The sequence below is a fragment of the Ruminococcus sp. AM42-11 genome, from assembly GCF_003480145.1.
Lineage (GTDB): Bacteria > Bacillota > Clostridia > Lachnospirales > Lachnospiraceae > Blautia_A > Blautia_A faecis.
The window spans coordinates 1-26,977 of record NZ_QUIO01000045.1; the positions used below are offsets into that span (position 1 = coordinate 1).

24 protein-coding genes, 3 tRNA genes, 1 rRNA gene and 1 pseudogene are annotated in these 26,977 nt (G+C 44.2%); 19 read left to right on the forward strand and 10 right to left on the reverse strand.

Going from position 1 to position 26,977, the window contains the following annotated elements:
- The 5 genes from DW904_RS23290 to DW904_RS19035 form a co-directional block, all read left to right on the forward strand.
- A 23S ribosomal RNA gene (locus DW904_RS23290) occupies nt 1–96 on the forward strand; the annotation flags it as partial.
- An 87-nt stretch (nt 97–183) separates the two neighbouring features.
- Nucleotides 184–256 (forward strand) — tRNA-Asn (locus tag DW904_RS19020).
- A 31-nt stretch (nt 257–287) separates the two neighbouring features.
- Nucleotides 288–359, forward strand: a tRNA-Glu gene (locus DW904_RS19025).
- A gap of 28 nt (nt 360–387) precedes the next feature.
- A tRNA-Cys gene (locus DW904_RS19030) sits at nt 388–458 on the forward strand.
- Between the two features lie 164 nt (nt 459–622).
- Nucleotides 623–1,963 carry an MATE family efflux transporter gene (locus DW904_RS19035; RefSeq protein ID WP_118583639.1) on the forward strand — a complete coding sequence of 447 codons (1,341 nt, stop codon included), beginning with the start codon at nt 623–625 and terminating at the stop codon, nt 1,961–1,963.
- 70 nt (nt 1,964–2,033) lie between these two features.
- Here DW904_RS19035 and DW904_RS19040 read toward each other — a convergent pair whose 3' ends face one another.
- From DW904_RS19040 to DW904_RS19085, 9 genes are all read right to left on the reverse strand, one after another.
- The gene (locus tag DW904_RS19040) at nt 2,034–2,834 is read right to left on the reverse strand and encodes a hypothetical protein (protein ID WP_118583641.1); all 801 of its coding nucleotides are present in this window, start codon (nt 2,832–2,834) and stop codon (nt 2,034–2,036) included.
- Between the two features lie 257 nt (nt 2,835–3,091).
- A complete protein-coding gene (locus DW904_RS19045) occupies nt 3,092–4,741 on the reverse strand; it encodes an extracellular solute-binding protein (protein ID WP_118583643.1) in 1,650 nt (549 codons plus the stop codon).
- On the reverse strand, nt 4,738–5,616 hold the full coding sequence (locus DW904_RS19050; protein ID WP_118583645.1) for a carbohydrate ABC transporter permease: 879 nt from the start codon (nt 5,614–5,616) through the stop codon (nt 4,738–4,740). Before DW904_RS19050 ends, DW904_RS19045 begins: the two co-directional genes overlap by 4 nt.
- A 281-nt stretch (nt 5,617–5,897) precedes the next feature.
- Nucleotides 5,898–6,791, reverse strand: coding sequence for a sugar ABC transporter permease (locus tag DW904_RS19055; RefSeq protein WP_118583647.1), 894 nt, complete (start codon nt 6,789–6,791; stop codon nt 5,898–5,900).
- Nucleotides 6,792–6,803: 12 nt separating this feature from the next.
- Complete coding sequence (locus tag DW904_RS19060; protein ID WP_118583649.1) at nt 6,804–7,898, reverse strand: ABC transporter ATP-binding protein; 1,095 nt, start codon at nt 7,896–7,898, stop codon at nt 6,804–6,806.
- Between the two features lie 371 nt (nt 7,899–8,269).
- Nucleotides 8,270–9,520: a DHHW family protein gene (locus DW904_RS19070; RefSeq protein ID WP_118583653.1), complete on the reverse strand. Its 1,251-nt coding sequence runs from the start codon at nt 9,518–9,520 to the stop codon at nt 8,270–8,272.
- Nucleotides 9,521–9,569: 49 nt separating this feature from the next.
- Nucleotides 9,570–10,958: an MBOAT family O-acyltransferase gene (locus tag DW904_RS19075; RefSeq protein WP_118583655.1), complete on the reverse strand. Its 1,389-nt coding sequence runs from the start codon at nt 10,956–10,958 to the stop codon at nt 9,570–9,572.
- A gap of 13 nt (nt 10,959–10,971) precedes the next feature.
- Nucleotides 10,972–11,550 carry a DUF4358 domain-containing protein gene (locus DW904_RS19080; protein ID WP_226840943.1) on the reverse strand — a complete coding sequence of 193 codons (579 nt, stop codon included), beginning with the start codon at nt 11,548–11,550 and terminating at the stop codon, nt 10,972–10,974.
- The gene (locus tag DW904_RS19085) at nt 11,547–12,329 is read right to left on the reverse strand and encodes a GDSL-type esterase/lipase family protein (protein WP_118583657.1); all 783 of its coding nucleotides are present in this window, start codon (nt 12,327–12,329) and stop codon (nt 11,547–11,549) included. Before DW904_RS19085 ends, DW904_RS19080 begins: the two co-directional genes overlap by 4 nt.
- Before the next feature lie 231 nt (nt 12,330–12,560).
- Here DW904_RS19085 and DW904_RS19090 point away from each other — a divergent pair, with 231 nt between their 5' ends.
- The 7 genes from DW904_RS19090 (at nt 12,561) to DW904_RS19120 (ending at nt 19,295) form a co-directional block, all read left to right on the forward strand.
- Nucleotides 12,561–13,376, forward strand: coding sequence for a DUF308 domain-containing protein (locus tag DW904_RS19090; RefSeq protein WP_118583659.1), 816 nt, complete (start codon nt 12,561–12,563; stop codon nt 13,374–13,376).
- Nucleotides 13,364–14,158 (forward strand): arginase family protein, encoded by a 795-nt coding sequence (locus DW904_RS19095; RefSeq protein WP_118583661.1) that lies wholly within the window; start codon nt 13,364–13,366, stop codon nt 14,156–14,158. The genes DW904_RS19090 and DW904_RS19095 overlap by 13 nt, the downstream gene beginning before the upstream one ends.
- 16 nt (nt 14,159–14,174) lie before the next feature.
- On the forward strand, nt 14,175–14,933 hold the full coding sequence (locus DW904_RS19100) for a prolipoprotein diacylglyceryl transferase (protein ID WP_118583663.1): 759 nt from the start codon (nt 14,175–14,177) through the stop codon (nt 14,931–14,933).
- A 49-nt stretch (nt 14,934–14,982) separates the two neighbouring features.
- Nucleotides 14,983–16,695, forward strand: a complete 1,713-nt coding sequence (locus DW904_RS19105; protein ID WP_118583664.1) for a S8 family peptidase — start codon at nt 14,983–14,985, stop codon at nt 16,693–16,695.
- A gap of 155 nt (nt 16,696–16,850) precedes the next feature.
- Nucleotides 16,851–17,153, forward strand: a complete 303-nt coding sequence (locus tag DW904_RS19110) for an STAS domain-containing protein (protein WP_173718860.1) — start codon at nt 16,851–16,853, stop codon at nt 17,151–17,153.
- A gap of 197 nt (nt 17,154–17,350) precedes the next feature.
- Nucleotides 17,351–17,761 (forward strand): ATP-binding protein, encoded by a 411-nt coding sequence (locus DW904_RS19115; protein WP_118583666.1) that lies wholly within the window; start codon nt 17,351–17,353, stop codon nt 17,759–17,761.
- Between the two features lie 145 nt (nt 17,762–17,906).
- Nucleotides 17,907–19,295, forward strand: coding sequence for a nucleobase:cation symporter-2 family protein (locus tag DW904_RS19120; protein ID WP_118583668.1), 1,389 nt, complete (start codon nt 17,907–17,909; stop codon nt 19,293–19,295).
- 266 nt (nt 19,296–19,561) lie between these two features.
- On the opposite strand, the gene DW904_RS19125 is transcribed toward DW904_RS19120, so the two are convergent.
- Nucleotides 19,562–20,791 (reverse strand): 6-phosphofructokinase, encoded by a 1,230-nt coding sequence (locus tag DW904_RS19125; RefSeq protein ID WP_118583670.1) that lies wholly within the window; start codon nt 20,789–20,791, stop codon nt 19,562–19,564.
- Between the two features lie 139 nt (nt 20,792–20,930).
- On the opposite strand from DW904_RS19125, the gene DW904_RS19130 reads away from it, so the two are divergent.
- The 7 genes and pseudogenes from DW904_RS19130 (at nt 20,931) to rpsF (ending at nt 26,964) form a co-directional block, all read left to right on the forward strand.
- On the forward strand, nt 20,931–21,374 hold the full coding sequence (locus tag DW904_RS19130) for a hypothetical protein (protein ID WP_147422347.1): 444 nt from the start codon (nt 20,931–20,933) through the stop codon (nt 21,372–21,374).
- Between the two features lie 100 nt (nt 21,375–21,474).
- On the forward strand, nt 21,475–22,791 hold the full coding sequence (locus DW904_RS19135) for a VWA-like domain-containing protein (RefSeq protein ID WP_243110497.1): 1,317 nt from the start codon (nt 21,475–21,477) through the stop codon (nt 22,789–22,791).
- Complete coding sequence (locus DW904_RS19140; protein WP_118583674.1) at nt 22,766–24,286, forward strand: AAA family ATPase; 1,521 nt, start codon at nt 22,766–22,768, stop codon at nt 24,284–24,286. Before DW904_RS19135 ends, DW904_RS19140 begins: the two co-directional genes overlap by 26 nt.
- A 297-nt stretch (nt 24,287–24,583) precedes the next feature.
- On the forward strand, nt 24,584–25,450 hold the full coding sequence (srtB, locus tag DW904_RS19145) for a class B sortase (protein ID WP_118583676.1): 867 nt from the start codon (nt 24,584–24,586) through the stop codon (nt 25,448–25,450).
- Nucleotides 25,451–25,589: 139 nt separating this feature from the next.
- The gene (locus tag DW904_RS19150; RefSeq protein ID WP_118583678.1) at nt 25,590–26,318 is read left to right on the forward strand and encodes an NAD-dependent protein deacylase; all 729 of its coding nucleotides are present in this window, start codon (nt 25,590–25,592) and stop codon (nt 26,316–26,318) included.
- A 55-nt stretch (nt 26,319–26,373) separates the two neighbouring features.
- Nucleotides 26,374–26,567, forward strand: a pseudogene (locus DW904_RS19155) (DUF951 domain-containing protein).
- Between the two features lie 109 nt (nt 26,568–26,676).
- A complete protein-coding gene (rpsF, locus tag DW904_RS19160; RefSeq protein ID WP_117851485.1) occupies nt 26,677–26,964 on the forward strand; it encodes a 30S ribosomal protein S6 in 288 nt (95 codons plus the stop codon).
- Nucleotides 26,965–26,977: the final 13 nt, after the last annotated feature.

A 26,977-nucleotide genomic window follows, 5' to 3' on the forward strand; every position in this document is an offset into this window, starting at 1 on the left:
TAAACCCCCTTGAAGACGACGAGGTAGATAGGGCAGGGGTGGAAGTGCAGTAATGCACGGAGCTGACTGTTACTAATAGGGTGAGGGCTTGACCAACAATCGCAAGGTTTTGAAAAAGATTCTTGACAAATATTCCACAAGGATGTAACATGTATGTAGTTTTGAAGGTGCAAACCTTTATATTCCTCCTTAGCTCAGTCGGTAGAGCATTCGGCTGTTAACCGAAGTGTCGTTGGTTCGAGTCCAACAGGGGGAGTTTAATCGGAGCATGAAGCCCGATTTGATAAGGCTCCATGGTCAAGCGGTTAAGACACCGCCCTTTCACGGCGGTAACAGGGGTTCAAATCCCCTTGGAGTCATTCGCTTCGGCGAAGAACTAAATAATATGGTGCCATAGCCAAGTGGTAAGGCAAAGGTCTGCAACACCTCTATCCCCAGTTCAAATCTGGGTGGCACCTCTTAAAGCTCTTGATTTATTCAAGAGCTTTATTTGCGCACAAAATTCCGGTGCAAAATAGGTTGGGCTTGATCTGAAGGGGTGCGAGTTGCATTGAAAGTTCTGAACAGTTTCGAGGTGTACTGCCGGAAGAAATTTTGGATTTGACGAAGGAGAAGAATTGAAATGAAAGAGGACAGACAGGACCTGACCACAGGCTCTATCTGGGGGAAAATGCTGTTTTTCAGTATCCCTCTGGTGCTGACCAACTTTTTGCAGGTGTTGTTTAATATGGCGGATATCGCGGTTATTGGTCAGTTTGCGGGCTCTTTATCATTGGGGGCAGTGGGATCCACTACTACGCTTGTAACTCTTTTTACGGGCTTTCTGATCGGTATGGGCGGCGGTACCAATGTTCTGGTGGCAAGATTTTTCGGAGCGAAGGATAAAGAAAGTACGATCAAGACGATACATACGGCTCTTTTGGTAAGTATGGCTGCGGGGATGATCGTACTGATCTTTGGACTGCTCTTTTCAAAAGGAATTCTGGAGCTGTTGAATACCAAGGAAGAACTTCTGGATGGTGCAGTACTGTATATAAGAATCTATTTTCTGGGAATGCCGGCAATGGCTCTTTATAATTTTGGTAATGCGGTGTGCAGTGCTTTTGGAGATACGAAGAAGCCTTTGTATTATCTGGGTGCAGCTGGTATTGTAAATATAGTATTGAATCTGTTTTTTGTAATTGTCTGTAAAATGGATGTGGCAGGTGTTGCAGCTGCAAGTATTATTTCCCAGTATTTATCTGCGTTTCTAATCCTCCGGGCTCTGGTAAAAGTGGGCGGGGATTATGCACTTCGTCTTTCCAAACTGAGGTTTGACAAGAGAATGGCAGGATACCTCATCCAGATCGGTCTTCCGGCAGGATTGCAAAACGGTATTTTTCAGGTGGCAAATCTGTTTATCCAGGCTGGCGTTAATACCTTTGATGCTACGATGGTGGCAGGTAATTCCGCTGCGGCAAATGCGGATGCTCTTTTGTATGACTCCATGGCTGCTTTTTATACAGCCTGCGGAAGCTTTATGGGGCAGAATTACGGTGCAGGGAAAAGAAAAAGAGTGCGAAACAGTTATCTGGTCAGCCTGGCTTATTCCTTTGGAATTGGAACCATAGGTGGTATTGCACTGGTTATCTTCGGCAGACAGTTCCTGGGACTTTTTACCAATGATCCTGCGGTTGTGGATGCCGGAATGAAAAGACTTACGATTATGGGTTTCAGTTATGGATTTTCTGCATTTATGGACAGTGCCATTGCAGCTTCCCGTGCTCTTGGAAAGAGTGTTATTCCTACGGTTATTGTAATTATAGGATCCTGTATTTTCCGAATGGTATGGGTAAATACGGTGTTTGCCTACTTTAAGACGATTCCGTCTTTATATCTGCTGTATATTTTCTCATGGGGAATTACGGCAGTGGTGGAAATTATATATTGGGTACATGTATACAGGAATACAAAAATCGGATAAAAAATCCCGGGCATATGTGCTTCATAAAGAAAGCTGTGCCCGGGTGTTTTTTGTCTGGAATTATGTGAAATTATTCAGCTGCTGTAACAGATGTAATGTGCGGGTTTACGCCCTCATACCAGTACAGGAAGCCTTCCATATTGATCTTATCGCCAATGTTCAGAGCTTCTACGGCTTTGTAAACATCGCTGTCTTTGTCACAGAGATAAGACTCTACTGTGAAAGTATAGGTTTCGCCGTTAAGGGAAACGTTGAAGTAAAGGTCATCTCCCTCAGAACCGGATCCATCGTAATTGTAAAGGTAAGCTACATCGTTTCCGTCAGCATCCTGTCCGGCAGCTTCTACGGTCATTCCCTTGAAAGATACCAGCTCGTTCTGATGATCAATCAGCTCGTCCTTACCAAGAAGATCTGTTACATCAAGCGGCTCTGCGATGTATTCGCCATCCTCAATCTCGAAAGAGGAAACATCTGCAACCTCAATCTCGCCAGACCATTCTGCCTTATATCCGGTTACTTTGATCTTGGTTCCCGGAACCAGCTTCTCATAGTCTTCTTCGGAGCATGGCATATTATAAATGAAGTATGCACCATCTTTGTCCTGGGTATAGAAGGTAGCTTTATCTTCCCACCAGGACTGCTTTGCCTGTACATAGGTCTCGATGGTAACTTCGTCATCAACAGCTGCTGCAAGGTATTCGTCATGGGTCATAACACCTTCGGATTTCACATCTGCATCTTCTGCAGTGCTGTCAGCTGCTTCTGTGTCATCAGCAGTTTCCTCTGCAGCAGTGGTATCCTCAGCCATAACAGCTGCCGGGAATGCAAATGTAAGAGAGAGCGCCATCAGTAATACAAGTCTTTTTTTCATAGTATCTCCTTTCTGGGTACGTAAATTCAGATGTCTGACAAGGTGAGTGTAAAGTCATCTGTCAAAAACGATTGTACACAATCACTTTTATTATAAACAAAATTATGGGGAAATCAAGCTTAAATATTACGCTTTTTTCGTTACTGTTCACTGGTAACGTTCCGCGAGGCGTTTTTTGTGAACAAAGTTCACAGAAAACCCGAGAATTGCGGCGCGAAATCATGCGAATGCATGATTTCTGTGCATCGCGAAGCGCGTTACTGTGAACGAAGTGAACAGTAACCTTTTTTCTTCTTTAATCGTTCAAGTAAAAGATAAAGAAGAATCAGACCCCAGACTACTGCCAGACTTCCAAGAAGAATTCTGGATTCTGCGGGAAGAGGTCCAAGCTCTTTTTTCCCTGAGGACTGATCAGAGGAAATCTGATCCAGGTGATACAGGGAGGTAACATCGCTGTAAAGTTTATCAATATAGGCATCATCAATCTCCTGTTTTCTTCGGACAGATTTGGTCACGCTTTCAATCAGCTGTCCTGCAGCATCACGTAAAGAAGCGGAGCCGTTAAATACAGGGGTAACAAAAGTGTGCTCTACATTGTCAAGGAGCAGCCTGGACGCTTTTATTTTTACATCGTAGTAAGTGGAATTGTCTTCCCCTTCCCTGGAAAGATAATCCTGATACTGGTCGGATTCCTGGGCTTTGCTGGTAACCGGCACATAACCTTCCGTTTCAGAATAAGCGGTCTGTACGTCATTTGTGAGCAGATACTGTGTAAAGAGCCAGGAGGCCAGCACTTCCTGAGGGTCTTTCTTATTGAAGATACATACAGAAGGTCCCTGTGAAATCATCTGCGGGTTATCCGGATCAAACTGTGGAATGGTCATAACCTCTGTTTCAAAATCCACCAGAGCATCAGAACTGATGTCCACAAGAGGGGCATTTGTACCCATCCAGGTGGAGCCTGCTGTGGAATCAATGGCAAAGATACATTGCCCTGCATTCAGGAAGTTAGCCGGATAACTGGAAATTTTAAAAGTGGAAAAAGCACCGGTTTTTACATGCTCCGCGATGGTATCCAGCAGACTTGCCGTGGTGTCGTTAAAAAGCTGGATCTCTCCGCTGTCAGTGGAATATCCTGCATTTTTCTGCTTTAGCATTTCAATCATCATATTGTCTGTGGACTTGTCAATAAATGGAATCAGCACATTCTGATCGTTGACCTTGTAGGTTCCATCTGCATTTTGCGCCATAGCGGCTTCACTTACTTCCCACACAAAATCCCATGTGAGGGTTTCTGGAAGGGTGTATCCAAGCTTTTCCACATAGGTTTTATTTACATAGCAGGCTTCTGTGGAGCGCATGAAAGGCAGTGCATAATAGTGACCGGAAAAAGAACACTCCTGTAAAAAACGGGGAATGATCTCATCTTTTTTCACTGAGGCGAATTCAAGCTTATCACCGCCAAGTCCGTAGCTGGAATCTGCCATCAGATCGTCCAGAGGGACAACGGTATCGTTTCCCGTAAGGTAGGTGGCAATATGGTCCGGGTAGGTGATACATACGTTCGGAGTGGTGCCTGTGGCGATGTTGGTGATTACATCGTTGTAGATTTTGCCGTAGTCCGTGTAAAGCCGAAGATCTACGGTGATATTGGGGTACAGGGCTTCAAAATCGGATATTGCCTTTTTATAGATTTCGGTCTGGGTTTTGTTTGTGTCGTTTTTGGCCCAGAAAGTGATCTCGTAATCTCTGGAGGTGTCAAATTCCCCGGGAATGGTAAAGGCACTTTGGTCCTTCGCGCCATGACAGCCTGTAAGCAGAGTCACAGAAGAAAGGGCAGCCAGGGAAAAAAGCAGGAAGGGCTTTTTGTGGAACGCTCCAGGATGTTTTTGTCTGAATAGTCTCATCCTTTTGTACCTCCTCTTGAAACTCCTGACATAATCTTGTTTCTGAAAAGCAGGAACAAAATGATCAGGGGCAGGGAAATCACAACTACCGCCGCCATCATAGCAGGGACATTTTCACGACCGAAACCGTTTTCGCGAATCTCCTGGATTCCGTTGGAAACCAGATAGTAGTTCTGGTCATCGGTGATCAGTCTTGGCCAAATGTAGGAATTCCAGCATTCGATTACCTTCAGGATAGCAATGGTGACCATGGTAGGCTTACAGATGGGAATCATCACCTTGCAAAGGTATTTCAGATCTGAGGTTCCGTCCACTTTGGCTGCACGGTAAAGCTCATCCGGTACCTGTTCGAAATTCTCTTTCAGAAGATAAATATAAAATACAGAGGTGACAGATGGCAGGATCAGCCCAAGGAAGGTGTTCCGCATATCCAGGTTGGTGATGGTCACAAAATTGGTAATGATCACAAGTTCGTTTGGAATCATCATCAGGGAAAGGAATAAAGTGAAAGCCAGATTTTTCCCTCTGAATTCAAGCCTTGCGAAAGCAAAGGCGGACAGTGTGATCACAACCATCATAATAGCAGTGGTGGCAACTGTGAAAATCAGTGTGTTCAGCAGATATTTTCCCAGGGGCACTGCTGTAAAGGCATCTGCATAATTCTGCAGGGTGGGCGTCAGTGTAAAGAAGGTGGGAATGTGCTCTGCGTTGTAGGAACTGTAGCTTTTTACAGAGGTAAGAAGCATCCAGTAAAAAGGAAACAGTACGACCAGAGCCCAGATGGTAAGCAGCAGGTAGACAAGGATGTTTCCCAGGGAATGCCGTCTGGCGGCAGTATGCTCCGATTTTGTAAACTGAGTGGTATCTTTTTCCATGTTTTCTCCTTTATGAAGACTAGTACATCGTTTTCGAAATAACTATACCACTCACTTGTCTGTGAATCCGATTGCACAGGCATAAAAGTCTCGGCGTAGCCGCTACGCCTGCGTTTTTATGCCTGCACACTCGAATCCACATCCTACGCGATTGGTGTAGTTATTTACGAAACGATGTACTAGAGCGTGTTTGAAAAAGGCTTTCTGTAAAATGTACGTCACAATTTGTGAGAGATTTTGCCCGAAAATACCTTTCAGATAAAGAGGATGAACCTTCACCGTTACGAGTAGTATACATGTTTTTTGCTTACAAGCAGGTTTATGCAGGTGATTGTCAAAACAATAACAAACAGCAGGATCGCTGCTGCTGAGGCATAGGACGGGTAGCCGCCGCCATTTCCGTAAAGCATGTCGTAAACATAACCTACGATGGTGTTCATGCCAGCTGCGTTTAAGTCTGTGCCAAAAAGGGCAACTGCATCGCTGTAAGCCTTGAATGCACCGATAAAACCAGTGATGATCAGATAGAAAACAGTGGGAGAGATCATCGGTAGGGTGATCCGGATAAAAATACGGAATCTGGAGGTACCGTCTACCCGGGCTGCATTGTAATAATTCTGGTTTACAGAAGCCAGGGCACTGGTAAGGATCAGTACCTTAAATGGCATAACGATCCAGATGGTATAAATACATAATACCAGCATCTTCGCCCAGTATGGTCCGTCAATAAAATCTACAGGTCCCTGTCCAAACAGCTTCAGCACCAGGTTTATCAGTCCGTCGGAATAAGCGGTTTTTTTGAAAAGAATCATGAATACCAGTCCAACGGCCAGTGTGTTGGTTACATATGGCAGAAAGTAAATGGTCTGGAAAAGTTTTTTCAGAGCCTTCACAGAACTTAAGGCAACGGAAATCAGAAGTGCCAGCAAAGTGGAAAGGGGCACTGTGATCACAACCAGGATAAAGGTATTCCGGATCGCCTGGAGAAAATATGGGTCATGAAGGACGTAGGAATAGTTGTACATACCTGTCCCATAGTAAGTCTGGGAAGCGGAATTATAGCCCTCTTCAAAGGAATAGATAAAAACATCGATAAGAGGGTAGACCATGAAAATACCCAGAAAAAGCATAGCCGGCAGAAGGTACAGCCAGCCTTTGAAGTTTCGTTTGTTCATAGGAGCCTCCCTTTAAAGGTTGATTCGTTCACCGTTATCATGCCGGAACAGGAAGATCTTGTTTGGCTTGATAGAAAAACGGATGGTTTTTGCATCAAGCCGGATCTGGATGTCAGAGCTGATGATGGAGCGGATCACAGGATTTACGGAGGATGCATGGGTGGAGACAACAGAGATGTCACGTCCCATTACTTCCATGCCTCCAAGCTGGCAGCAGAGCGCTCCCTTCTCATCGGGGATAAATCCCTCCGGACGGATTCCCACAGAAACCGGCTGGTCGGAGATCCCAGGTGTGAGAAGAACTGCATTTTCACCAATGTAAAGGCTTCCGCCACGGATTTGCCCCTCAAATACATTGATGGGAGGGGTACCAAGGAATTTGGCAACAAACAGATTTACAGGGCTGTCGTAAACGTCCTGTGGCTTCCCGATCTGTTGTACCACACCATCCTTCATGACTACGATCATGTCGGAAATGCTCATGGCCTCCTCCTGGTCATGGGTGACAAAGACAGTTGTGATCTTTGTTGCCCGCTGGATCTTGCGGATCTCTTCCCGGGTCTGGAGGCGGAGTCTGGCATCCAGGTTGGAGAGTGGTTCGTCGAGAAGCAGTACGCGGGGCATTTTTACAAGTGCACGGGCAATGGCTACGCGCTGCTGCTGACCGCCGGAGAGCTCGGAAGGACGTCGGTCCATAAGCTCTGTGATCTGCACCAGACGGGCTGCATTCTGAGCCCGCTCATCCATCTGGGATCTGGAAAGCTTGTCCTTTCCTTTCAGATTCTGAAGAGGAAAGAGGATGTTCTGCTTCACTGTGAGGTGGGGGTAAAGTGCATAATTCTGAAATACCATACCAACGCCGCGCCGCTCTGGGGGAAATGAAGTCACATCATCATCGCCGAAAAGGATTCTGCCGCTGGTTGGTTTCTCCAGACCGCAGATCATATTCAGGGTAGTACTTTTCCCGCAGCCGGAGGGACCTAGAAGTCCGATCAGCTGACCGTCAGGAATTTCGAAATTGAAATCGCTTACAGCTGTGACCGGCTCCTGAGCCTTTCTTCCACGGGGCGGAAACTGCTTTGTGAGATGTTCTAATACTATTTTCATAATTTCGCTCCTAAATGTTTAATAAAGGTAACTGTCCAGTACCTTCACAGTTACCCGCTTCGCACTGCAGCGGAAAGCCTTTTTCAAATATGCGCTGGATGTCGCTGGAGGCGACCAGCCGCAGGCGGAGAATCCTGCTTGCAGGATTCTGTTTTATTGGGATTTCTGCGAACTGCGTTCCAAAAAACACCTTGCAGAAAATAGCTGCTTAATAAAGTAATTATAGCGAATTTGCATGAGTTGTACAATGAAATTTGGAAAAAAAATCCTCCTGCCTGTCTGGCAGAAGGAAATAAGACTAAAGTATGTCTGAAAAATCATTCCCACAAATTGTGACGCACATCTTGCAGAAAGCCTTTTTCAGATACGCTTTAAGCTTCTGGATTGTCAGCAGAAGCGTTGTCAGAAGAAGCAGTATCTGTGTTATCCGTTTCAATGCTGTCAGGTGTGGAATCTGTACTGCTCTGAGGCATAAGTGCAAGCTCCAGGGAAGTATCTGAATAGAATGTATTTGCATTATACAGATAAAGTACTTCCTGAATTTCCTCTACCTGCATCAGTTCTTCCAGATCGTCATAGAAATAACGAGGGTCTACCATAACAATCTTGCGGTAGTAAGGCGCCAGGAAAGGTATCAGGCTGTTTGCGTAGGAGTCTTTGATCACAAGTAAGGTACGGTTTTCCTCTGTAGGGGTGGTGATCACAACCTTGCCATGGTTTCCGTTAAAGAACATGGCGTATTTGTCTCTGGTTTCCAGCTTGCTGGTATCGTAAAAGCTGGCTGTTTTTTTCTGTTCGTCTACATAATTTACAACAGAGGAAGGAACCGAGTCATCTCTTGGAAGAAAGACATCCATTTCTTCTTTCTCAGAAGCACGGAAACCGCTTTTGGCGGAAAGGGTTCCCTGGAAGCTCATGGAAACCGGGAGCTTGTCGTAGGAGATGGAAGAAGAATCGATTCCAAGTACCTTTGCAAGCTGCATATAAGCAAAGTAAGCTCCCTGAGTAGTCCAGTGATGGTCTGTGTGGTAATAAATTCCGTCATCCTTGTGCTGGGAAAGGGTGTCACGCACATCCACGAAAGTGACACCTGCCTTTTCAAGAGCAGCGGCAGTTGCGTTCAGATAAGGATTCTGGTCAGTGGCAGCAGCCAGGGCAGGGAGCTTATCTGAAAGGATATTCACGGCATTTGGCGCGATCAGCGCATACTGGGGGAGATCAGAATGCCTTGCTGCAAAATCTGTCATAGCGTTTACGGTACGGTTCAGACGCTCCTGGGAGGGTGCTGTAAAATCCTCCATCAGGTAACCGTTTTTGCCAAGAAAAACGCCGTTTTCCTCCGTATTTCCAAGGATACGCTGGGCTGTGGCGCGCAGTGTGATCCACCAGTCACGAAGGAAAAACTGGTCATTTACATAGGTTTCATAACCATCCGCAAATTTGCCGGATGTGAGCTGTGAAACGCTGATGGCCGGACGGGAGGCCAGCACACGGTTTTCCTTCTGGGAAAAGCCCCGGTCCGGAACTAAAAAATTGATTATCAGTACTGCCAGGATGAAGATTCCGAAAAGGCATCCGGTCAGGTGACAAAAATAGCGGTATCCGTTTGGTTTCTTTTTCATGGGTCCTCCAATTAATATGGTACCAGTTCAGGGCTTTTTCAAATTTACTCTAGAACTGCTGATACATAAATGGTGTGTAGGAACTGTAGATCATATACGCAATACAGAGGAAAAACAGGATTGCGTTTATCACTGCGGCAAGGTAAGTATTGCGTCTTGCAAGGCGCTTGAAATACTGGTAAAGCCCCGGACGGCAGCTGATCACGGAAATGATCATCAGGATCAGTCCGGATTTCAGTGCATACAGGGAGGCGCGGTCTGCGAAGCAGGAAGCTCCCAATCCAAACATGGCTCCCAGCATTTTTCCTATGGCTGCAGGTGTGGTCTGGCTGAAAAATACCCAGCCGATGATCACGGCAAACATGGTATATAAATTGCGAAGCCAGACGGGTGCTTTCTCAAGAAAACGTCCAAGAAGGAATTTCTCTGCCAGAAGAAGGAGACCGTAGTAAACACCCCAGAACACAAAGTTCCAGCTGGCGCCATGCCAGAGACCGGTGAGTGCCCATACCACAAGGATGTTGCGGATGTGTCGGCCTGTGGAAACACGGTTGCCTCCCAGTGGGATGTAGATGTAATCACGGAACCAGCTTCCGAGAGAAATATGCCAGCGGCGCCAGAATTCAGAGACGCTGGTGGAGATGTAAGGATAATCAAAGTTCTTGTTGAAATTGAACCCCAGCATTTGTCCAAGACCGATGGCCATATCGGAATATCCGCTGAAATCGAAATACAGCTCCAGTGTATATGCGCCAATGGCAAGCCAGGTTCCCACAAAGGAGGTAGTACCGGAAGCCTGAAGGGTGGTGTACAGAGCAGAAAGATTGTCTGCAAGGAGAACCTTCTTGGAAAGACCCTTGATAAATAGCTCTGCACCTGCACCGAGGCGCGTTGTGTTTATACTGCGGCGGCTGATGGATTCCGAAATGTCAGTATACCGGACAATGGGTCCGGCAGTCATGTGCGGAAACATGGTGCTGTATACGGCATATGGAAAAAATCCTTTACAGGGTTCTGTTTTTCCCATATAGATGTCCAGGATGTAGGACAGGTTCTTAAAGGTATAGAAAGAAAGTCCGATGGGCAATGCAAGCTGCGGATAAGTAAGCTTCAGTCCTGTGATACCGCTGATGGTATCAAGAAAAAATCCCCAGTATTTGAAAAATCCCAGGATCAGAAGGTTGATCACTACTGCGAAAATAAGGTTTCGCTTGCGGGATGGATCTTCATCGGTAATTTTCCCAAGCTCTTTGCCCATGTAATAATTGAAAAAGCTGGAAAACAGCATAAGAACCAGATAAGTAGGATCTCCCCATGCATAAAAGAAAAGGCTCCCTGCGAAAAGTACCGGATTACGGGCCCTGGCCGGCACGAAATAGTAGATCAGCAGAAATATGGGAAGAAAACAAAATATAAAAATTACACTGTTAAATACCATAACGTCAATTCTCCTATATCATGGATAATAAAGCCTGGCGAAGTTCCTGGGCGTTTTCACCGCAGAAATACCAGACATAGGCACCGCGCTTTTCTACAGAAGCTTCTCCGAGAAGTGCCATCTGATCAGTTCCATAGCCTTCGAAAATGTTCTTCTGACTTTCAAGATGAGCCTGAGCTGCTTCTAAATAGGCGCTTGCCTCAGAAGAAGAATTAGCCTTAACTACCAGAACTTCGTCTACAGACATCGGGGAGGCTGCTTTACGGAAAAAGTAGCTGTCTATGTCATTCTCATCTATCTGATAAAAACGGCGAAGACCGGAAACCCCTGGCTCACTAAGGTCCGTTACACCGGAAACCTGTTCAAGGGCAGCAGATATTTTGTCCATGGATACGTCTGCTGCGTAGTCGGACACATAGAGGCGTCCCAGATAGACAACCAGGAAAATTACCATGACGGATTTTAAGATAAGGGAACCGGTAAGCTTGAAATCAGAAAGGATGCTGGTTCCCTGATGTTTATTTTTCTTCAGATTGCCGCTCAGTTTGCCAGAAAAATCTGAGAGGATATTTCGTTTGGTATTCAGCTTCATACGAGACCTGCCCTTTCTGCCATATAAGTAAGCCATTTGGGGTAGTAATTGTAAACCATATGCTCACCATCCGGCTCATACATGCTTTCGTCTACAAGGAATGTATCGTCTATAAAAGTGCATCCCATTTCGTCACAAAAGTCCCTGAGTGCCTGATTAAAGCTGTCATAATAAGCAAGAGCAGGATTTTGGTCAATGGCGCTTTGCTGGATGGGAAGAATGCTGTTGATGTAAATGGCAGTATCAGGAAGTGCGTTCTGGATCTGTTTCACTTTCACACGGTAGGCGTCAATAAAAGCAGAGGAATCACCATTGTAAATTTCCAGGTCATTTGCTCCAAAGGACAGGAAAAATACGCTTGGATTCAGACTGATGGCGGTATTGATCTGGTCATCTGCATCGTCAATACGAAGTCCCAGCTTGGCAACTACAATACTGGTGTCAAGAAAACCATATTCTGCAATTGATTCTGTAATAGAGTCTCCTACAATAACAGTTCCCTGAAATGCCTGTTTAATTTGTACATCTGTGAGAATATCGCCAAGAACACCCTCCTCTGAGTCCGATCCGGTGGGCTTTTCTTTCTCGGAAAGTGCACGGATCGCATCCTCTATACTGGAGATATCGGCTGTTTCAAGCTTCTGAAGACGTTCAACTGTTTCCTGACATTGTTTGTCAGTATTGCCTGAACGAGAGCAAAAAAAAGCTACCCCTGCAGCCAGCACTACGACAGCTGGGATAACGGCAAGAATGGTTTTGTTGTTTTTTATATTTTTCAAAATTTAATTCTCCGATAAAAAATTAGATATAATGGAACTGTTCCCTGTTTGAACAGTTACGACATAATTCATTTTCCTTCGACATTCATTATAATACCACAGGGAAAAACTTCAAGTATAAAAATGGATTTTTTATATAGGAAATTATACTCTTTTTCCGGCTTTTTGTGGACGAATTTCACGAAAAGGTTTATACTGTCCAAAAAGAACCGGAGGATAACAGGAGGTTAAATGATGGAAGAGAAGAAAAGCAAAATTTTAAGAGGACAGATTCCAACATCTGTATTTTATATTCTTTTTGGACTGTGTCTGGCATTGATGCCTGTAGAAACGGTGAATGTTCTGTGCAAGGTGGTATTTGGGCTGGTTCTGATCGGGGCCGGTGTTTATCACATTCTGATCTTTGTTCTGGAAAAGGATAATTCTACCATATTGGATCTTTTTTCCGGTGTGATCGTGTTGGTGATCGGTATCTTTTTGTTTATGAATCCAACTGTGGTTGTGAAACTGCTGACTCTTATGCTAGGAGCTTTTATTCTGGTGGACAGCATCTGGATGATGCGCGGCAGTATGAAACTGAAGAAGCGCGGGCAGGGCGTTTGGAAGGCATTTCTGGTTGAAAGTCTGATTTTTATAGGACTTGGAATGCTGATCCTTGTAAATCCATTTTCTGAAATCAGGATGACCGTACAGATTTCAGGATGTATTTTTGTAGCGAACGGAGTGCTGGATATTATTTTTTATCTGATTCTGAAACACGGGCTGAAAAAAGAGATTCAGGATGGATCAGCTGGTGATGGAAAGAAAGAGGATAAAGTGACAGATATTGATGTGGCTGTGAAAGATGCTGAAACACCGGACTCAGGTTTTGAACCTGCGAAGAAGGTTGACACTGAGACAGTCGAATCTGGTGCTGAAAATACAGGTGCTCTGGAAGAACAGGCAAATCAGGAAGAACAGGCAAATCAGGAAGATCAGACCGATCTGGAAAAGCAGGCGGATCAGAAGCAGGAAGAAGAGGAAATTCTGGAGGAATGGAAGGATTGAAGCGGAACATTGTGATCATGGATTTTTCTGGAATTTACCAGGAAGAGCAGTTCTATGATGGAGAGCAGATTTCCTGGATAGACCTGAGTGATATTTCAGGAACCAACTGCTATTGCGATGGAGATGCCCAGGCGCAGATTCTGGAACGAATGGAAAAATATCCGGTCTCCGGAATTTATTTTATTGATTCCGGAAATTATCATTATATGAGCAGAATCGGGATCGGGCGGGTGAAGGAGCCCTTCAACCTGCTGGTATTTGACAATCATACAGACATGCAGCTTCCTGCTTTCGGAGGGCTTTTGTCCTGTGGGGGGTGGATTGCAAGTGCACTGGAAGAGGTACAAAAGCTTCAGGAGGTCTGGCTGATCGGGCCGGATGAGGAAGCGTACGGGCAGGTGGAAGAACCCTTTAAGGACAGAGTGCATTTTTTGTCCAGAGAGAGGCTGGCTGAGGCAAGGCAGTATATGGCTGAGAAAAAAGGTTCTGAGGAAGAACTGATCAGAAGCTTGGAAATTCCTGCCAATATACCGCTGTATATTTCCATTGATAAGGATGTGCTCTGTCCGGAGGAGGCAGCCACTACCTGGAGCCAAGGAGATATGACTTTGGAAGAGATGTTGAAAGTACTTCTGGCATTGTGCTTTCATTTTGAAAAAGAGAATGGAAAAATCCTGCAGGTGGATATCTGCGGGGAATGTGATCCGGATAAGAGTATGGAAAGTCCTAAAAATGATCATGCAAACAAGGAACTTTTAAGGTTCTGGAAAAAATGGTTTTGAGTGGAGAGAATAATTTATGAAAAATGAACTTTTGCGGATTGGTCCATTTACGGTCTATGGGTACGGACTGATGATCGCCATTGGAATTCTGGCAGCTTATTTTACCGGAGAATACAGGGCAAAAAAGCGGAAACTGCCCTATGAACACGTTTTTTATCTGGTGGTATGGTGCGTAGTGGGAGGATTCCTGGGCGCCAAGATCCTGTATTGGATTACAGAATGGAAAAGTATCCTGGAAAATCCGGGGTTCCTGAGTGCTACTCTGACCGATGGCTTTGTGGTATTTGGTGGAATTGTTGGTGGAATTTTCACGGCGTATGTATATTGCAGGGTGAAAAAACTGGATTTTCTGAAGTTTTTTGATACGTTAATGCCTTCTGTAGCGCTTGCACAGGGATTTGGAAGAATTGGGTGCCTGCTGGCAGGATGCTGTTACGGAAAAGAAACGTCCGGTGCTTTTTCCATTACGTTTCATACGTCTGCTTTTGCACCAAATGGGGTGGCGCTGGTTCCTACGCAGATTTATTCCAGTATTCTTGACTTTCTTCATTATGGTTTGCTGCTCCTGATTTTGAGAAGCCAGAAAAAAGATGGAGAGACAGCGGCGGCGTATCTGATTTTTTATAGTGCAGGAAGATTTGTGCTGGAGTTTTTCCGCGGGGATCTGGCAAGAGGAAGTGTGGGAGTGCTTTCTACGTCGCAGTTTATTTCGGTCTTTACATTTTTGGCAGGAATTGTGATGTTGGTACAGAGAAAACACGCTTCAAGTCATTGAAATGAAAAATAAAGCATACTCTTAAATGAAAAAGCTTTAAGGGGCAGTTATGGGAAATAAAGACGCGGGCAATTTGAGTATGCAGGAGTCAGTTTCACCGGCACAGAACGAGATGTATGCGGATTTTATTGTAAAATATATGGACGATTTTCAGGAAGACCTGGGCGATGTCCCAGGTTTTAGTTTTCAGAAAATAAACGGAATTTACGGGGTAGTTTATGCACCCTTGACAGAAATTGGAAGGTGGAATATCAATACGTATTCCTACAGTTCTATTCCAAAATGTTATACGCATATGGATCTTGGAGGCCTTAGTGCTTCCGGAATTACCCGGCTTCAGGAACAGCCCTACCTTCAGCTGAAAGGAAGCGGAACAGCTGTTGCGGTTGTGGATTCCGGAATTGACTATCGGAATCCGGTTTTTCAGAACGAAATGGGCAGCAGAATCCTTTGCATCTGGGACCAGACCTTAGAGGGAGATGGGAAAGAAGTGCCTTATGGTCGTGTCTTCTGGAAAAAGGATATTGATCAGGCACTGGCTTCCGGAAATCCTCTGGAAATTGTGCCCTCTGTGGATACGGATGGCCATGGAACCAGAATGGCTGCTATTGCGGCTGGAAATTATTTTCCTGAGGAGAATTTTTCTGGAGCCGCACCAGAAGCCATACTGATCATTGTGAAAGTGAAGCCTGCGAAAAAATATCTCCGGGAGTTCTATCTTTTCCCTGCAGAAGCGGAGCTTTTCCAGGAAAATGACATTATGATGGGAATGGATTTTGCAGTGCGAATTGCGAATGACAGAAGAATGCCTCTTTCTCTGTGCCTTGGAATTGGCAGCAGCCAGGGAGCACATATCGGGAAAAATCCACTGAGTCTTTATGTGGATTATATTTCCCAGTATTCGCTGATTTCAGTTTCTGTTGCAGCTGGAAATGAGGGAGCGGCAAGACATCATTACGCAGGCCGCCTTACAGAGAGAGAAAACCAGGCATTGGCGGAGCTTCGCGTTGGAAACAAGGAGCCAGGATTTACCATGGAATTCTGGGGCGAGCCGCCAGAAATTTATAATCTTTCTTTGCAGTCTCCTACAGGGGAAATTCTGGATATCAGCGCTTCACTGGGGGCGGTGACGCAGGAATTATCTTTTGTCTTTGTGGAAACAAGGGTGAAGGTAAATTATGTTTCTATTGAGAGGCAGACCGGATATACGCTGGTATATTTTCAATTTATCCAGCCGGTACCTGGAATCTGGCGTATTTTTGTTAGAGGAAGAGATGGGCAGAATGTAGGATTTCATATGTGGCTGCCGGTTCAGGGGCTGATTTCGGAGGAAACCTATTTTCTGGAACCATCGCCTTATAATACAGTGACGGCACCTGGAGATTCACTGGAGAGTATTACCGTGACTGCTTACCAGTATCGTGACAACAGCCTGTATGTCCAGGCAAGCAGAGGCTTTATGCCGGATGGAAATGTAGTTCCACAGGTAGCAGCCCCAGGTGTCCAGATCCGGATACCCCTGTTAAACGGTCTTTACGGAAATGCCTCCGGCACCAGCCTTTCTGCCGCTCAGACTGCCGGTGCGGCTGCACTTTTGTTCGAATGGGCGGTGATACGTGGGAATCAACCCTATTTTACCGGCTCGAGCGTGAAAAATTATATTACACGAGGTGCGGAGCGTGAAGAACGGATGCAGTATCCAAATCGGGACTGGGGATTCGGGAGAATGGATCTTTATCATACATTTGAGTTATTGGCGTGATAAAAATCCTTGATAAAACTTGACACAAAATATTGATTCTTTGTATAATAAACCCATAAAATACGGTGAAAACCTTACGAAGAATGTTTTATCAGAGTAATTGATAGACATAAGAGAAAAGCTGTGAAAATAATCCGATTTAAAAGGAGAAGAATATGAGCCTGAAGATTGAAAAGAAAAATGAAGGAACAAAAGATACTGTAATGCTGTCAGGAAGACTGGACACAACCACAGCTCCTGAATTGGATGTTTTTGCAGAGAAGGAACTGGAAGATACACAGGAACTGGTGCTTGACTTTGCAGATCTTGAGTACATTTCATCTGCTGGTCTGCGTGTGCTTTTGAAATTGCAGAAGGTTATGAATAAAAAAGGAAGTATGAAACTGATCCATGTGGGAGAAGTTGTAAAGGAAGTCTTTGAGATTACAGGGTTTACGGATATTTTAACAATAGAGTGACACGCGCTGCAGGTCTGGCAGGTTTTAGGAGTGGTCAGAGAACTTACCATGTGAGGAACCGGTTCAGCGCGCATTTAATAAAGGAATTCTGTATTTTGTGCAGGATTCTTTTTTACATAGTGCAGGAAAAAAGGTATGGTTACCAGGCGGGATGGCAACAGAAGCCTTGGTAGCGTATGGGAAAGGAGCTGTGAAATTTGAAAAGTATTACAGTGGAAGCAAAGATAGAGAATGTGGATAAAGTTACGGAATTTGTAAATGAAGTGTTGGAAGAAAAGGAATGTCCGTTGAAGGTTCAGATGCAGCTGGATGTTGCCATAGATGAGATATTTGGAAATATTGCTTATTATGCTTATGGGAAGGGCAGCGGAAATGCCACAATACAAATTGAAATGGAAGATAATCCGCCGAAAATCACATTGATTTTCATAGACCAGGGAATCCCTTATAATCCACTGGAAAACAAAGATCCGGACATTACACTGGACATTGAAGACAGAGAAATTGGCGGACTTGGAATTTTCCTGGTGAAGAAAACCATGGATGAGCTTTCTTATGAATATGTTGACGGACAGAATATTTTAACCATGAAAAAAGAACTGGCATAAGATAAAAAAACGAAACAGATAAATGTTTACAAAAAAAGGATGACTTTTTTGTGAATATTATATCCAAATATTTTGAGCTAACCTAATTGTTTTTGTACGCCTTATTTGGTATACTGTATAAAACAAAAGAAAGCAGGAAAATATTATGAAGAGAGGCAGTATTTTTGAAACGGATGGTATCCCGCGGATACAGGAAGCCCTTCCTCTTGCGTTGCAGCATGTTGTTGCAATGATCGTGGGATGTGTCACCCCTGCCATTATTGTGGCAGGCGCAGCAGGGCTTGAGAATAAGGATCAGGTCATTCTTATTCAGGCAGCTCTGGTAGTTGCTGCGTTGTCTACCTTGCTCCAGCTTTTTCCCATTGGGAAGAAGTACAGGATTGGTTCAGGACTTCCCATCATTATGGGTGTCAGCTTCGCATATGTACCAAGTATGCAGGCCATTGCGGACGGGTACGGAATCGACACCATTTTGGGAGCCCAGATTGTAGGCGGTGTTGTTGCCGTTATCATGGGAATTATGGTAAAAAAGATCAGGGTATTTTTTCCACCTCTGATCACAGGAACAGTGGTATTTACCATCGGACTTTCCCTGTATCCCACTGCGATCAACTACATGGCTGGTGGAACCTCTAATCCGGATTATGGCTCCTGGCAGAACTGGCTGGTGGCTTTCTTTACCCTTGCAGTGGTAACGGTCCTGAACCACTTTGGAAAAGGAATCTGGAAGCTTTCTTCTATTCTGATTGGTATGCTGGCCGGATATGTGGTATCCATTCCATTCGGAATGGTGGATCTTTCAAGCGTGGGTAAGGCAAGTGTGTTCCAGGTACCACAGCCGTTGCACTTCGGAGTGCATTTTGAGATTTCTGCATGTGTAGCCATCGGACTGCTTTTTGCAATTAACTCGATTCAGGCAATTGGTGACTACTCTGCAACTACCATCGGTGCTATGAACCGGACTCCCAAGGATTCAGAGCTTCAGGGTGGTATTGTAGCTTATGGTATTACCAATATTCTTGGAGCCCTGTTCGGAGGACTTCCAACTGCAACATACAGCCAGAACGTTGGTATTGTTACCACGACCAAGGTTATCAACCGCTGGGTTCTGGGACTGGCAGCTGCGTTCCTTGGAATTGCCGGATTTGTGCCGAAATTTTCAGCACTTCTGACCACGATTCCCCAGTGCGTATTGGGTGGTGCCACAGTTTCCGTATTTGCATCTATTGCTATGACAGGTATGAAGCTGGTGGCTTCTGCGGAGATGGATTACCGTAATTCCTCCATTGTAGGTCTGGCTGCAGCACTTGGTGTGGGCGTTTCCCAGGCAAATGCAGCACTTGCCACACTTCCTGCATGGGTGACTACCATTTTCGGGAAATCTCCGGTTGTGCTGGCAACGATCATAGCAGTCTGTCTGAACCTGATCCTGCCCAAGTCAAGGGATGAGGAGAAAGAAGAGAAAATTTATGACAGCCAGGTTCAGGAGAAACTGGAAGAAGATCATAAGATGTTTGGAAATGATCAGGAATAAGGCAGAAGAAATCATGGATTTTTGCTGATTGTGTGAAAAATAAAAAAAGTAAGAACTCCTTTGTTCTGTAAGATCAGTTAGAGCCTTTTTTAAACACGCTCTAACTGATCTTATAGAGAAAGGAGTTCTTTTCTTTTTTGTGAGCCACAAGAAAAACATGTAGAATATGTTTCGCCCTGTTTAAATCATGATACCGTATAGGGAAATTCTCTGCAGGGTCTGAACTCAGAACGGCGGGGTTATTTTGTTACTGTCCACTGGTAACGTTATTTTCTGTATACGCAGACCGGAAGTCCGTCTTCGCCCATAGGCAGTTCTACATTCCCTTGAATCAGCGGACGTGCATAATGGATGAAATCCTCTGTCACGTCAGAACCGTCCTGGCTGATCCAGGAAAGAGGAACGGTTTTCTCCTCATTACAGATTTCATTGACATCCTCAAGTCCACATCTCATCTGGTAAACGCCCTTAGAGGTCTCCTGACGGATGAAAGATACCATTTTTCCAGTTTCGCCTTTCAGCGCAGCCTGAACGCCGAAAATACCGGCTGTAATGGCCTCCTGGCGATCTGTGTCAGAGAGCATGGAGGCACTGCAGCGCTGGCTTACATTCAGTTCAATGGAGCGGGCTTTCACGCCAAGTCGGCTTCGCACCAGGTTTTCCAGATATTTACCGCAGCCTGCCAGCATTTTATGACCAAAAGTATCGGTGCCTACAGAATTGTCATATTCGCAGATAAAAGTTCCCTTATTATCATGAATGCCTTCGGAAACGCAGACAACAACATTACAGTTTTTTTCGAAGCAGGCTTCTGTTTTTTTCAAAAATTCTTCTGTATCGAAGGCTGTTTCAGGAAGATAAATAAGAAGCGGGTTATCGCCGGTATATTTGCGGGCGAGAGCGCTGGCTGCTGTGAGCCATCCGGCATGACGTCCCATGATTTCTACGATGGTCACGGATTTTTTCTCATAAACATTGGCATCCAGGGTGATTTCACGAACTGTGGAAGCCACATATCTGGCAGCACTGCCAAATCCAGGAGTGTGGTCAGTATGCACAAGATCATTGTCAATGGTCTTCGGCTCTCCGATAATGCGGATGTCACTGCCAATCATGGCTGCGTAGCGGGAAAGCTTGCTCACAGTATCCATGGAATCGTTGCCGCCGATGTAGAAAAACCAGCCTATATTCATCTCCTCAAATTTGCGGAAAAGCTCTGGGTATACCGGATCTTCCAGAGATTCCGGAAGCTTATAGCGGCAGGAGCCCAGGTAAGCGCCTGGAGTGTAGGTAAGATATTCCAGCTTTTCCCCGGGAAGTGCTTCTTCAAAGTCAAGGATGGTGCCCTTCAGAAATCCTTCAATACCGTTTACCATGCCATAAACATGTCCAATTTCTTCCTGTTTTATGCCCTCAGAAACTACACCATAAAGGCTGCTGTTGATAACTGCAGTAGGTCCGCCGGATTGTCCGACGATCAAGTTCTTTTTTTCCATTTTAATGAAACCTCCTGTTGTTCTTAGCGCCTGTTTGAAAAAGGTCTTCTACAAAATATACCACAAATTGTGACGCACATCTTGCTGGAATGATTTTTCAAACATGCTCTGGTATTTTTATTATAACAGGAGAGAGCGTATGTGGCAAATGAGAAAAATACGATTGTGGGAAAAGGAAGGATGGATTATAATAAGAAGCAGGGAAACTGCAAGAAAGCTGGGACTATATATGGAAAAAGAGCGTGATATGCGGTATGAAAAATTCCAGACAACAGGACAGGAGAGAGTTCGGCTCGCCTGCGCATTGGAAGGGCTTTTTTTAACAAATGAGTGCGAAGAAGAGAAAAAAACTGCCTATGGTCAGTATCTGAAGCGAAGAATCCGTCCTGCTATGGAAGCTTTGATCCGGGAAGAGAACGTGGGAAAAATGGAGCTCTTGGAGAGTTTTGGCTGGTTTGGAGCAGAAGAACTGGAGAATTTTATCTGTACTGCCAGAAGAGAGCGAAAGCTGGAGAGCCTGGTGTGGCTGATGAGGTTAAAGGATCAGAAATACGGATATAAAGAGAAAAAATTTGACCTTTAGCAGGAAAGAAAGCGAAACTATGCAGGACAATAAAGAAAGAAAAATGTCTGAAAATACAGGCAGTTTCATAAAGAAAAAAAGGCAATACCAGGAAATGGGAATGAAAATCCTGCATACCTGCAGGAGTGAAATCTGTGCAAGATTTCCATTTTTTTCTTATGCATCAGCAGCTCTTTCGGCGGTTGTGGAGACAAAAATGTCTCCAAACAGCATGGAAAATGAGAACTCTTTGCAGTCCTGGATCCATGGAATTGGAACTGACGGTGAGAGGATAATAGCAGACCCTGTATTCCTGATCTATATCTGGGCAGAGAAGCCGGAAAGGCTGAAAAGAGGCTGCCTGCACATGTTGTTTCACTGTCTTTATCAGCATCCTTTTTCTGACAAAAAGATGGAAGCAAGATTATGGAATGTGGCCTGTGATCTGGCTGTGGAGCTTCTGATCTGGCAGAATATTCCGGAAAATTTATGGCAATATTCGTCAGAAGAACTGCAAAAAAGAAGACAGATTTTTAAATTTTTTAAAGGCAGAAATTGCTCTGCTCAGGTACTTTATCAGCTTCTGAAACAGGAAAAACTCCCTTTTAATATTGAAGAGCTGGAATCTCTTTTTTCCTTTGATGATCATTCCCTATGGAGTGTAAATCCATGGAAAAGGGAACAAAAACGGAGCAGGTGGGAAAAGATTCTTACATATACCACCCTTGGAAGGGAGCGGCAGAAGCATCGGATCGGAGCAAGTTCTGGAAATAAAGAAGAGGAACTGGAGGAACTGTACAAAAGCCGATATGATTATCGGAAATTTCTCCGAAAATTTGCTTTTCCCAGGGAAGAAATCCAATTGGATGAGGATAGCTTTGATTATATTTTTTATAATTTTGGAATGAAGCAGTATGGAAATCTGCCGCTGATCGAGCCGTTGGAGTACAAAGAAGTGAATCGTCTGGAGGAATTGGTGATCGCCATTGATACCTCTGGTTCCTGTTCCAGAGAGATGGTCCGGAGATTCCTTGGAGAGACCTACCAGATCCTCAGCACCCGGGAGAATTTTTTTAAGAAAATGAAAGTATATATTGTCCAATGTGACTGTTGTATTCAGTGGTACCAGGTGATCCATTCAGAGGAAGAATGGAAAGAATATATGCAGAAGATAACCATACAGGGACGGGGCGGAACCGATTTCAGGCCTGTTTTTGAACTGATCAGAAAGGAACAGGAGAAGCGGGAATTGCAGAATCTGAAGGCTTTGATCTACTTTACTGACGGAGATGGGATTTATCCGAGACAGAAACCGGATTATGAAACGGCCTTTGTATTTGTGAAAAAGACGGAAAATATGAGACTCGTGCCGGACTGGCTTATAAACTGGTTATCGGCGAAAGGACAAAAATATGAATATCAAAGACGCAAAAAATGAGATTATCCATACCCTTGCTGCTTATCTGAAAAAGGACGGGAATGGAGTTTATACCTATCCTTTGGTACGGCAGCGCCCAATCCTTCTGATCGGTCCGCCGGGAATCGGGAAAACTGCAGTTATGGAGCAGGTTGCAGCCGAATGTAAGGTGGGCTTGGTGGCTTACACCATCACGCATCATACTCGTCAGAGTGCAGTGGGACTTCCCAAAATTGTCACCAGGAATTACGGTGGTACGGAAATTGATATAACAGAATACACCATGAGTGAAATTATTGCTTCTGTGTATGAGTACATGGAACAAACGGGAAAAAAGGAGGGAATCCTTTTTATAGATGAGATCAATTGCGTGTCGGAGACGTTGGCCCCGGCTATGCTGCAGTTTTTGCAGAACAAGACCTTTGGAACCCATAAGGTACCGCAGGGATGGATTATTGTAGCTGCTGGCAATCCGCCTGCATACAACAAATCTGTCCGGGAATTTGACATTGTTACGCTGGATCGTGTAAGAAAGATTTCCATACAGGCAGATACAGATGTATGGCTGGAATATGCGGGGGAAAAGGGCATACATGGCGCAATTTTGTCCTATCTTTCCTTTAAAAAAGAGAATTTTTATATGGTGGAAAATACAGTAGATGGCAAGTTTTTTGTGACTGCCAGAGGTTGGGAGGACCTTTCCGAAATACTGAAAAGTTATGAGGAACTGCAGGTGGAAATCGGAGAGGAACTGATTGGGGAATTCCTTCAAAAAGAGGAAATTGCAAGAGATTTTGCCGGTTATTACAGACTGTATGAGAAGTATAAATCTGATTATCAGATACAGGAAATTCTTGATGGAAATGTAATTTCCGGGCAATTGAAGACTTGTTGCGATATGGGAAAAAAAGCATCTTTTGAAGAACGCTTTACTGTAACTGAAATGCTTCTTGAAGCTGTGACAGAAAGAATTTCAGTTTTTCAGAAAATAGATGAAAAGACAGAAAAACTATACGAAAATCTTAAATTGCTGAAGATTTTTTTGCAGGAAAAGAACAGTGTAGAAGCTATGGAACAGTTTGTTGCTTCCAGAAGAAAAGCACTAGATGCGAAAATCTGTTCAGAGCTTCTGACAGCAGAAGAAGCTGCCAGGGAAGAGGAACAGATCAGAATTCTGGAAGAGTATTTTTTCCAGTTGAAAGAGCTGCATATTTCTGACGTGGCAGAAGGAATAGAACAAATCGGCGAAAGGTTTGGCAATGTTTGCAGATTACGAAACGAGAAACTTGAGGAAACGAAGAAGATGCTGGAACAAGCCTTTTCTTTTCTGGAAGAGTGCTTTGGGGAAGGGCAGGAATTGCTGTTGTTTGAAACCGGACTGACAGGAGATGACAGATGCAGTATTTTCATCTCTCAGTATGGCTGTCCTTCTTATTTTAAACATTGTGAACTTTTGCTTTACAGCAAAAAAGAAAATGAGCTGAGGAAAGAGTGCAGGGATTTGCTGGAAGAATAAGTGAAGAATGTAGGAATTACTGATGCTGAAGGTATGACGTGTATAATACTCTGAGCACGAAATCATGCTTTGCATGATCTCGCGCCGCAATTCTCGGGTTTTCTGTGAACTTTGTTCACAAATAACACCTCGCGGAATGCGACCAGTGAACAGGAACTGTTGCTGTTCACTGGTAATATATCCTGAGACAGAGGTTGCAGGAAAATTTTATAGTCTATATAATATAGAGAGATTTTAAAAGTTTTATATATGCGAAACTTCAGATTATGTAAATAATATTGGTAGAAGGAGGTTGCTATGAGCGAAGATAAGAAACCAAAAAAGAAGAAAAAAGCAGGTGATGTATTTCTCACAATTGTACTGATTGCTGCAATTTGTGTATTCTGTTATGCGGCATATAATCTTTATCACATTTATACAGAGTATAAGAAAGGCTCAGATGAGTATAATGCGATTGCCCAGATGGCGGTGACAGAGCGTGATCCGGATCAGGACAGTACCAGTGAAAGTGAGGAAGCAGCAGGACCAGACGGACCGGCTCTGAAGGCCCCGCTGGATATTGATTTTGATTCTCTTCGAAGCATTAATACAGATGTGATCGGCTGGATCTATGTGGAGGCGCTTGATGGTGTCAGCTATCCGGTGGTAAAGGGAACTGACAATGACCAGTATCTTCATCTGACATATGAGAAAAATTATAATTTTGCCGGAACTATTTTCATTGATTATGAGAATAAGGCAGATTTCAGTGACTGCAATACGTTGGTATACGGTCACAATATGAAGAACGGGACTATGTTTGGACAGCTGAAGAATTTCAGTAAGGATGATTCTGCTTACAATAAGAGCAAATATTTCTGGATATTTACCCCGGAGAAGACTTACCGGTATGAGATTATTTCTGCGTATACCACAGCGGTAAACAGTGATACATATACACTGTTTAAGGGACCTGGACAGGAGTTTGTGGATTATATGAATAAAATAGTCTCCTATTCTGATGTTAAGACTACACCAGGTGAGTTGGGCGTAGACGACAAGATCGTTACCCTTTCCACATGTACCGGTAATGAGTCTACCCGTTATGTGGTTCAGGGAAAAAGAGTGGATACTTTGGATGTTGTGAAGAAATCAGACAGCACGAAGCAGACAGGTGATAATTAGAATCGGATCTTCTTGAAAAAAGCATGCAGACCTGTAAACGGCCGGGAAATTTCTGCAGGGCTGCAGAGGGATTTTGAGAGAGATATCGGAAAGCATATTACTGAAAAATGTGTACCGTATAATGATTGGAGGAATGGACATGAGTAAGGAAGTGGAAAGGCTTCAGGAGCTGATCGACCAGTACGATAATATTGTATTTTTCGGAGGAGCAGGAGTTTCTACGGAGAGCGGGATCCCGGATTTTCGAAGCCAGGACGGACTTTATAATCAGAAGTATGATTATCCGCCGGAAACTATTTTAAGTCATACCTTTTTCATGGGTCATCCTGAGGAATTTTATCGTTTTTATCAGGACAAGATGCTATGCGATACAGCGAAGCCGAATGCAGCTCATCTGAAGCTGGCAGAGCTGGAAGAAGCCGGAAAGCTGAAAGCAGTTATCACCCAGAATATTGATAATCTGCATCAGATGGCAGGCAGTAAACATGTACTGGAGCTTCACGGAAGTGTATACCGGAATTACTGTATGAGATGTGGGAAATCCTATGACTTCAAATATATGAAAGCAGCGGAAGGGGTTCCAAGATGTTCCTGCGGTGGAATTATCAAGCCGGATGTGGTTCTTTATGAAGAAGGACTGAATGACCGCACTATCAATGAGTCTGTGCGTGCTATTTCCCAGGCGCAGGTTCTTATTATAGGAGGGACGTCCCTGGCAGTTTATCCTGCGGCAGGATTGATCGATTACTTTTCCGGAGAACATTTGGTAGTGATCAACAAGTCCCCGACACCAAGAGATCGGTATGCAGATCTTTTGATCAAGGAGCCTATCGGACAGGTGTTTTCCCAGATAAAAGTAAAAAAATAGTGTGCTGAAAAAGGTTCTAAAGCAGAAATGAAGCAGGTAAATAAGGAGTTTATATATGGCAGCAGTTGTTTATGAAGTTGGAGATATTGTTACATTGAAGAAGGGTCATCCATGCGGCAGCAAGAATGGGAAATCTTAAGAGTAGGTGCAGATTTTCGCCTGAAATGTATGGGCTGTGGACACCAGATCATGGTACCGCGGAAGATGGTGGAGAAAAACACAAAAAATCTTCAAAAAAAGGAAAAATAATGCTTTACAGCCTGAAAAAAGTATGTTAGAATCAAAAATCGTGATATATAAAATATCCTTGCTCTTTGACAGGCAAAGGGCCAACAGACCATAAGGAGGTAAGACAAGCATGAACAAGTACGAGTTAGCATTAGTTGTTAGCGCAAAAGTTGAAGACGAAGTACGTGATGCAGTAGTTGAGAAAGCTAAAGGATACATCACTCGTTACAATGGCGTTATCACAGACGTTGAAGAATGGGGTAAGAAGAAATTAGCTTACGAGATTCAGAAAATGCATGAAGGCTTCTACTACTTTATTCAGTTTGAGGCAGACGCACAGTGTCCGGCAGAAGTAGAAAGACATGTACGTATCATGGACAACGTATTAAGATACTTAGTTGTCAGAAAAGACGCATAATCTTTTTGCATAA